Origin of the sequence: Lonsdalea britannica (assembly GCF_946477055.1) — a bacterium.
In the GTDB taxonomy this organism is placed as follows: domain Bacteria; phylum Pseudomonadota; class Gammaproteobacteria; order Enterobacterales; family Enterobacteriaceae; genus Lonsdalea; species Lonsdalea britannica_A.
The window spans coordinates 1-7,241 of sequence record NZ_CAMKXG010000180.1; the positions used below are offsets into that span (position 1 = coordinate 1).

A 7,241-nucleotide genomic window follows, 5' to 3' on the forward strand; every position below is an offset into this window, starting at 1 on the left:
ATGCCGTCAATCACGCTGGGTTCGACATGGAAAGCGGCGCTGATGTCATGTACCGAGACTTTGTGTTTTGCGCGAACGAAATCGCGTAATTCAATTAAGGTCATGCGTTCCCCCTCTTAGACTCTTTTACGGACTAGCCCCTTTTACGGACGCCGGGTCATTGCATATCCTGAGCCAGCCGCTGCTGCTGCGATAAACCATGACGACGCAGCAATAGCGCGGTCACACTCCACATCACGACAACGCCAACAATAGCAACCGTCGAGTACAGCGGGTGTTGAGCAAAGCGCCCGATCTGATACGCCAACACGGCGGCGCCATAGCCCAGTTCAATCGTCCAGGCGACGCAGAATAATGTCCAGCCGGTCCCGACTTCACGCCAAATCGCGGAAACTGCCGCAATACACGGCACGTAGAGCAGCACCATCAGCAAATAGCTGAATGCGCCTAATCGACCATCGAACAGTTGAGCAATGACCGTCAGAGAGGTGACGGAAAACTCATTGTCCTTCGCGACGGTCGCTGTATCACTCAGATCGCCGATTTCGATGCCAAGGGGATTCAGCAGCGCGTCGCCGAGTTTGCCGAAGTTTTCCGGCAGCGTTGCCAACGCCTCTTGAACACCGCCCCATAGGCTAAATGGCGCGGCCTCTTCGCCATCAGTGCCGCTTTGCTGGCTTGCCATCGTGCCGTAGAGCGAATCCAACGTACCAACGACCGCTTCTTTAGCAAAAATCCCCGTGAATACGCCGACGGCCGCCGGCCAGTTTTCCGGCGAGATCCCCATCGGTTTAAAGACCGGCACAATTTCCTGACCAATCGCCGAGAGCACTGATTTCTGGGTATTCTGGTTGCCGAAGGTGCCGTCTGTCCCCAGCGAGTTGAAGAAGCTGAGCACCGTGACGACCACGACAATCAGCTTGCCCGCACGCAGGACAAAGCCCTTGAGGCGCTCCCAGGTTCTGACCAGCACGCTGTTCAACCCGGGTAAGTGATAAGGCGGGATTTCCATGACAAAAGACGAGGCATCGCCTTGTAGTGCGGTCTTTTTCAGCAGGAATCCCGTGCCGATAGCAGCGGCAATACCAATCAGGTAGAGGCCAAAGACCAGATTCTGCCCGCCCTGAGTGAATAACGCCGTCGCGAACAACACGTACACCGGCAAACGCGCGCCGCAGGACATAAAGGGCGCCATCATCACCGTGACGATTCTGTCGCTGTGCTTTTCCATCGTGCGCGTCGCCATCACGGCAGGCACGTTACAGCCGAAACCGACGATCAGCGGCACAAACGCTTTACCCGGCAGCCCGATACTGCGCATGAAGCGATCCATGACAAATGCGGCTCGCGCCATATAACCGGAGTCTTCCAGATAGGACAGAAACAGATACAGACAGGCGATTACCGGAATAAAGGTCGAAACGGTCTGAATCCCGGAACCTACCCCATCGGCGAGCAGCGTCTTCAGCCATTCAGGGCTATGGAGCGCCAGCAAGAGTTCACCAAATCCTTTGACGAAAATGGTTTCGGATACTTTGTCGAAGAAGTCGATGAAGGCGCTGCCAATATTGATGGTGAAAATAAACATCAGGTACATCACCAGCAGGAAAATCGGGATTCCCAGAAAACGGTGCAGGACAACCCGGTCAATTTTGTCGGTGAGTGTGGCCGACACTTCGCCACGACGAACCACAACATGGTCGGCAATCGACGCGACAAAGCGATAACGGGCATCCGCCAGAAAGATATCCAGTTCGTCGCCGTAGTGTTCTTCCAGCTCAGCAACCTTTTGATCGGCCACCGCGAGCACATCAACCGGAATTTGACCGCGTACGGTGATATCGCGCTCCAGCAGCTGGATTGCCGACCAGTAGGCGTTCACCTTGGGCGATTGGCGTTTCAGCAAGTCGGCGATTGACAGTGCGGCCTCATGCAATGGCGGATCGTAAGGAACATCAACCGGAGGAATTTCGGGATGGTCCAGCGCTTCCTGACACATCTCCTTCAGCAAACCAATCCCCCGCTTCTGCGTCGCGGTAATCGCGATGACCGGACAGCCTAACTCTCGTCGCAGCGCGGCCATATCGATGTCCAACTTGCGGGACACGGCGATATCCATCATGTTCACCGCCACCACCATCGGCACTTTCATATCCAACAGCTGTGAGGTGAGGTACAAGTTGCGCTCGAGATTGGAGGCATCGACGATGTTCAATACCAGTTGGGCTTCGCCAGCCAGAATGTAATCCCGCGCGACGCGTTCATCTTCCGAGCTTTCGGAAGCCGGGTTGAGCGAGTAGACGCCCGGCAAATCGACGAGGGTTATCTGGCGGTCCTTGAGACGACATTCGCCGACCTTTTTTTCAACCGTCACGCCCGGCCAGTTGCCGACCGTCTGTTTACTCCCGGTCAATGCATTAAAAAGCGTGGTTTTCCCGCAGTTAGGGTTACCTACGACACAAATAACGGATTGCGTATCCATAACATCCTTACTCGCTGAATAGCATTAACACTGTTCTAAGATCATGATTTTGGCTTCGTTTTTACGCACGCTGATGGCGGAGCCTCGCACGCGCAGTTCAATGGGATCACCCAGCGGAGCCACCCGAGATACCGTAAATTCGACGCCCGGTGTGACGCCAAGCGCCAGTAAGCGCTTGCGGTAATCTGCGGCGCCTTTCTGATATCCCACGACTTTCCAGTGGGTGCCTGCGGTCAGCGTTTCTAATGACATGTTATTCACTCCTTCCTGACTGCTGTGGCGATACCCACACCTGTTTGCCCATATCCCAGTTGATGGCAATGCGGCTGTCGCCAGCGGCCAGCATCAACGGCTGGTTCTCTTCGCGTTGAATGACCCGGACGTCTCGTCCGATGCGGATCCCCAGGTCCATTAAGCGTTGCTGCTGTTCGCCCGCAAGCCGAATGCGTGCGACCACGCTGTGGGTGTTAAGAGGAATATCGAGTAGTGTTTGAATACGTAAGGTCATCCGCGGACCTCCTGTCTGCCCCGGTAATATGGGGGTGCTAAAACGGCTGTCTTTTTGCGAGATAAAAAGACAAGTAAGAATAATTCTTAATATATTTCAGTGAGCGGATTGGCGTTTGACTCATGTCAAAGCAGGGATAGGTAGGCGAAATAAAACAGAAAATGTGATGATTTATTGATAATCAGGCGTGTCGAAATTTTGAAAAAGGGCACGGCAGAAACAAACAGGCCCCGGCGTCATCCGCCAGGGCCTGTTATTCATACGACAGGACTTATCATTTAACCTGTTTTTGCTGAGCTAAATCTTCAGCAATCTGCACGGTCTGATCCAGATACGGATCCGGCTCCTGATAATCCTTAGGTAAAGCATCCAAATTTTTCAACGTCGGCTTGCCCTGACGGGTCAAACGCTCATTGATTCGCTGCAGACGAATGGCTTCATCGTCATTATTCTCTTTCTGCCGTTGAACCAGGTTCAGAGAGACACGGTCGCGTTTGTCTTTAAGCGCCTTGAAGCGAGCAACATCCTGCTGGATATATTGGAACTCCGGATCTTTGGCGATACGCTGGTCGTACCCCGTCTTCAGGACCGGCAGCAGCGAAGTGAAATCACCCATTTTGGTGTAATCCGCTGGCTTGATGCTGTCCCACGGCAATGCGTTATCTTCGAATTTCTCTCCGGTCTCAATGGTTTCCAGCCCAGTTGGCATGATGATATCAGGCGTTACGCCTTTGCGCTGGGTGCTGCCGCCATTGATACGGTAGAACTTCTGTATTGTGTACTGCACCGAGCCAAGCGCCGGCCATTCCGGACGCAGCATCTGGTCGTAAATGCGATTCAGCGACCGATATTGCTGCACCGTGCCTTTACCAAAGGTCGGTTCGCCCACGATCAACGCGCGGCCGTAATCCTGCATCGCAGCGGCGAAGATTTCCGATGCTGAAGCACTAAAGCGGTCAACCAGCACCACCAGCGGGCCTTTGTAATACAGGGTGGCATCGGTATCGCTATCTTCACGGATTTTACCGTTATTATCGCGGATCTGTACGACGGGACCGCTAGGAATAAACAGCCCGGACAGGCTGACAGCTTCGGTCAGCGCACCGCCGCCGTTGCCGCGCAGGTCGATGATGACGCTGCTGACGTTTTCGGCTTCTAGTTTCTGGAGCTGAACTTTCACATCGTCAGTCAGGCCCACGTAGAACCCGGGGATATCCAGCACGCCGACTTTATCCTGACCGGCATTTTTGATGGTCATTTTGACCGCGCGATCTTCGAGACGGATTCGCTCACGCGTCAGCGTGACCGTTTTGGCTTTCGTCCCTTTACCGGCAGGGAGGATCTCCAGGCGCACTTTGCTGCCTTTCGGTCCTTTGATCAACGCAACAACGTCGTCCAACCGCCATCCGATAACATCTACCATCGGTTTTCCCGTCTGGCCGACAGCGACAATACGATCGCCAACCACGATGCGTTTACTCTTCATCGCAGGGCCGCCCGGCACCATGGAATTGATCACGGCGTAATCTTCGTCCATCTGCAATACGGCACCGATGCCTTCGAGAGACAGGCTCATTTCTGTATTGAACTGTTCGGTATTACGCGGGGAAAGGTAGCTGGTATGCGGGTCGATCTCACGCGCGAGCGAATTCATTATCAGCTGGAAAACGTCTTCGCTGTTGGTCTGAACCAGACGACGAATAGAAGCCTGATAGCGTTTGGTCAGAATATCTTTGATCTCGCTATCGCTTTTTTCCGTCAGCTTCAGACTGAGCCAGTCGAATTTGACCTTCGCATCCCACAGACGATTAAGCTCGTCCTGTGATTGCGGCCAAGGCGCCTTGTCTCTGTCGAGGTCGATGTAGTCGTTACCGGTGAGATTCACCGGTTTGTTCAGCAGCGACAACGCATACTGATAGCGCTCGAAACGGCGTTTCTGCGCGAGGTTATATAACGCATAAGGCAGGTCCAGCCGACCGTTATTCAGATCTTGACCTAACTGCCCTTTGCGCTTGTCGAACTGCGCCACATCAGATGCCAGCAGCACATTGTGGCTGTAGTCGAGCATGTTGAGGTAGCGAGCAAAAATTTTATCTGAGAACTGTTCATCCAGCATGAATTGCCGGTAATGGGAACGCAAAAACCGCGACGATACACGCTCGCTAACGGTGGCATCCTGCGCTTCCGGCTGCAACTGTGGAATCTGATCGACTCGCGTGATGTTCTCATTGGCAAAGCTGTTGCCCGCCAACAGAAGGCAGCTCAATACGGTCGATTTTACGAATTTGTTCATGCCGAGGTTGGCCTCCGTATCAGAACTGCAAGTGTTCTGCGCGTACGATCATCGCCATTCCTGAAGCCAATTGCACTCTGACTCCATCTTTGGCGACTTCAAGCACAGTGGCATCCATGGCACTTTTGCCCGCTCTGACTTTGATTTCCTGGCCGATGTGCAGGCTGGAAATGTCCGTCACAGCCTTTCGCGGCGCCTGCTGATCTTCACGAGCCGCACGAGACTGGCGCGGTTGATCCGATGAGGAAGTCTGTGCTGTACGAGAAGAAGGCTGGCGTGGCTTACGTGCGGCAGAAGCGGCGTTATCGCGGCGGGGAGCGTTTTTCCCAGCGGAAGGACGTTTGCGCGCAGGTTCGGCGGCATCGCCCCCTTCAGCCCGTTTTTTCGCCTGCTGTTCAGCACGACGTGCCTGGACGCGGGCTTTCGCTTCTTCCAGCTGTTTGCGCGCATGTTCTACGTGCTGTTCTTCCAGCTCTCCGCAAGGATTACCGTCCAAATCGACACGCTGTGCTCCCAGCTTGATGCCATACAGATAACGCCAGCTGGAGGTATAGAGCCTCAATGCTGAACGCAACTGCGTTTTACTGATGTTATCGGACTCGGGCACGCGGGTGACCAGATCCTGAAAAATACCGATTTTTAACGGTCGTGCTTCGCCTTCGGTGGAGAAACAGAGCGGGAAATGCTCTGCCAGATAAGCGATGACTTCTTTACTACTATTCAACTTAGGTTGATTTTCCATGAAATTTCCTGATTACAACGGGTTCGCCAACCGGCGCAGGCATGAACAGGCGTCATTATAATGACGCCATCGGCAATTGCTACGTTATCCGTGTCTCAACTGAGAGAATTGATGAAACTAAGTGCATCACTGTTTTCCAGTTGAGCATTCAGCGTTGAGACAACAGCCTTCAACCCAGCCTCATCATCGGCATCAAACCGCTGATATTCCGGGCTATCGATATCCAGCACGCCGATCAGTTGTCCATTGACCACCAGCGGCAATACGATTTCTGCATTGCTTGCCGCATCACAGGCGATATGGCCGGGAAAAGCGTGAACATCCCCCACCCGCTGTACCTGTTTCTCCGTGACCGCCCGACCGCATACGCCTTTGCCCGCAGGGATACGAACACAAGCAACACGCCCCTGAAACGGGCCAAGGAACAGCGTATCCTGATCGAGCAAGTAGAAACCAGCCCAGTTAACGTGTTCCAAACGTTCGAACAGCAAGGCGCTGCTGTTTGCCAGTATAGTAATAAAACGGTTTTCACCCGCGATCAGTGACGATAAATCCCTCACCAACTCTTCGTAAAATTCTTGTTTTTTCATCATACGGTAAGATTGTCTTTCCAAACTGCTCAGTGTTTTACACCAACGCGCCATTAAATAAGTATTCAGACCAGGATGCTACTAGATTTCTTCATCAGCATAAAATCAGCAAATGCTGTTACGGCAAAATTCGGGACAGTCTCACTTCCCGACTGATGGCCTGCCAGCATTTCAGCCGCCCTGAACAGGCGAAGACCGTCCCCAAGCCTGTGAGACATCACTTTATGCTAAAATCCGCGCTTTGATTTTGCCCTAACGGAAATTGCCAGTGGCCAAACACATCCCAGCAACGCTCTCAGCCGAATTTATCGATGCAACGCAACGCATCATGCCCAGCCATCTCTCCATGGATGATTTCATTGCGGCCTGCCAACGGCCTCTGCGTCGCAGTATCCGCGTCAACACCCTCAAGATTAGCGTAGCGGACTTCTGCACACTTGCCTCTACTCACGGCTGGGCGCTGGAACCCATTCCCTGGTGTGAAACGGGATTTTGGCTGTCGAATGCGGATGAAGAAGGGGTGCGGCTTGGCAACACGCTCGAACACCTTGCCGGATTGTTTTATATCCAGGAGGCCAGTTCCATGCTGCCCGTTAGCGCCCTGTTCTCCGATGACGATAAACCGC

The 7,241-nt window shown here is 53.5% G+C and carries 7 protein-coding genes and 1 pseudogene; 1 reads left to right on the top strand and 7 read right to left on the bottom strand.

From position 1 onward, the window contains the following. The 7 genes from Q7O77_RS12245 to Q7O77_RS12275 form a co-directional block, all read right to left on the bottom strand. Positions 1–104, bottom strand: a 104-nt coding sequence (locus Q7O77_RS12245; RefSeq protein ID WP_304167648.1) for a FeoC-like transcriptional regulator, incomplete at its 3' end; no start/stop codon positions are given. 53 nt (positions 105–157) lie between these two features. Beyond that, a complete protein-coding gene (gene feoB / locus Q7O77_RS12250) occupies positions 158–2,482 on the bottom strand; it encodes a Fe(2+) transporter permease subunit FeoB (RefSeq protein WP_304167633.1) in 2,325 nt (774 codons plus the stop codon). A 24-nt stretch (positions 2,483–2,506) separates the two neighbouring features. Further along, positions 2,507–2,734: a FeoA family protein gene (locus Q7O77_RS12255; protein WP_094101360.1), complete on the bottom strand. Its 228-nt coding sequence runs from the start codon at positions 2,732–2,734 to the stop codon at positions 2,507–2,509. A 1-nt stretch (position 2,735) separates the two neighbouring features. Beyond that, positions 2,736–2,990 (bottom strand): FeoA family protein, encoded by a 255-nt coding sequence (locus Q7O77_RS12260; RefSeq protein ID WP_304167639.1) that lies wholly within the window; start codon positions 2,988–2,990, stop codon positions 2,736–2,738. Positions 2,991–3,264: 274 nt separating this feature from the next. Then, complete coding sequence (gene prc / locus Q7O77_RS12265; RefSeq protein WP_304167642.1) at positions 3,265–5,283, bottom strand: carboxy terminal-processing peptidase; 2,019 nt, start codon at positions 5,281–5,283, stop codon at positions 3,265–3,267. A gap of 19 nt (positions 5,284–5,302) precedes the next feature. Then, positions 5,303–6,025 carry an RNA chaperone ProQ gene (gene proQ, locus Q7O77_RS12270; RefSeq protein ID WP_304167645.1) on the bottom strand — a complete coding sequence of 241 codons (723 nt, stop codon included), beginning with the start codon at positions 6,023–6,025 and terminating at the stop codon, positions 5,303–5,305. Between the two features lie 95 nt (positions 6,026–6,120). Further along, entirely contained in the window at positions 6,121–6,615 is a 495-nt protein-coding gene (locus tag Q7O77_RS12275; protein WP_094117613.1) for a GAF domain-containing protein, read from the bottom strand. A gap of 268 nt (positions 6,616–6,883) precedes the next feature. Between Q7O77_RS12275 and yebU the strand changes: the two are divergent. Further along, positions 6,884–7,241, top strand: a pseudogene (gene yebU / locus Q7O77_RS12280) (16S rRNA (cytosine(1407)-C(5))-methyltransferase RsmF); the annotation flags it as partial.

What these genes read in the sequence shown, in the direction of transcription:
- feoB (WP_304167633.1), bottom strand. Translation starts at nt 2,482, where the DNA reads ATGGATACGCAATCCGTTATTTGTGTCGTAGGTAACCCTAACTGCGGG.
- Q7O77_RS12255 (WP_094101360.1), bottom strand. Translation starts at nt 2,734, where the DNA reads ATGTCATTAGAAACGCTGACCGCAGGCACCCACTGGAAAGTCGTGGGA.
- Q7O77_RS12260 (WP_304167639.1), bottom strand. Translation starts at nt 2,990, where the DNA reads ATGACCTTACGTATTCAAACACTACTCGATATTCCTCTTAACACCCAC.
- prc (WP_304167642.1), bottom strand. Translation starts at nt 5,283, where the DNA reads ATGAACAAATTCGTAAAATCGACCGTATTGAGCTGCCTTCTGTTGGCG.
- proQ (WP_304167645.1), bottom strand. Translation starts at nt 6,025, where the DNA reads ATGGAAAATCAACCTAAGTTGAATAGTAGTAAAGAAGTCATCGCTTAT.
- Q7O77_RS12275 (WP_094117613.1), bottom strand. Translation starts at nt 6,615, where the DNA reads ATGAAAAAACAAGAATTTTACGAAGAGTTGGTGAGGGATTTATCGTCA.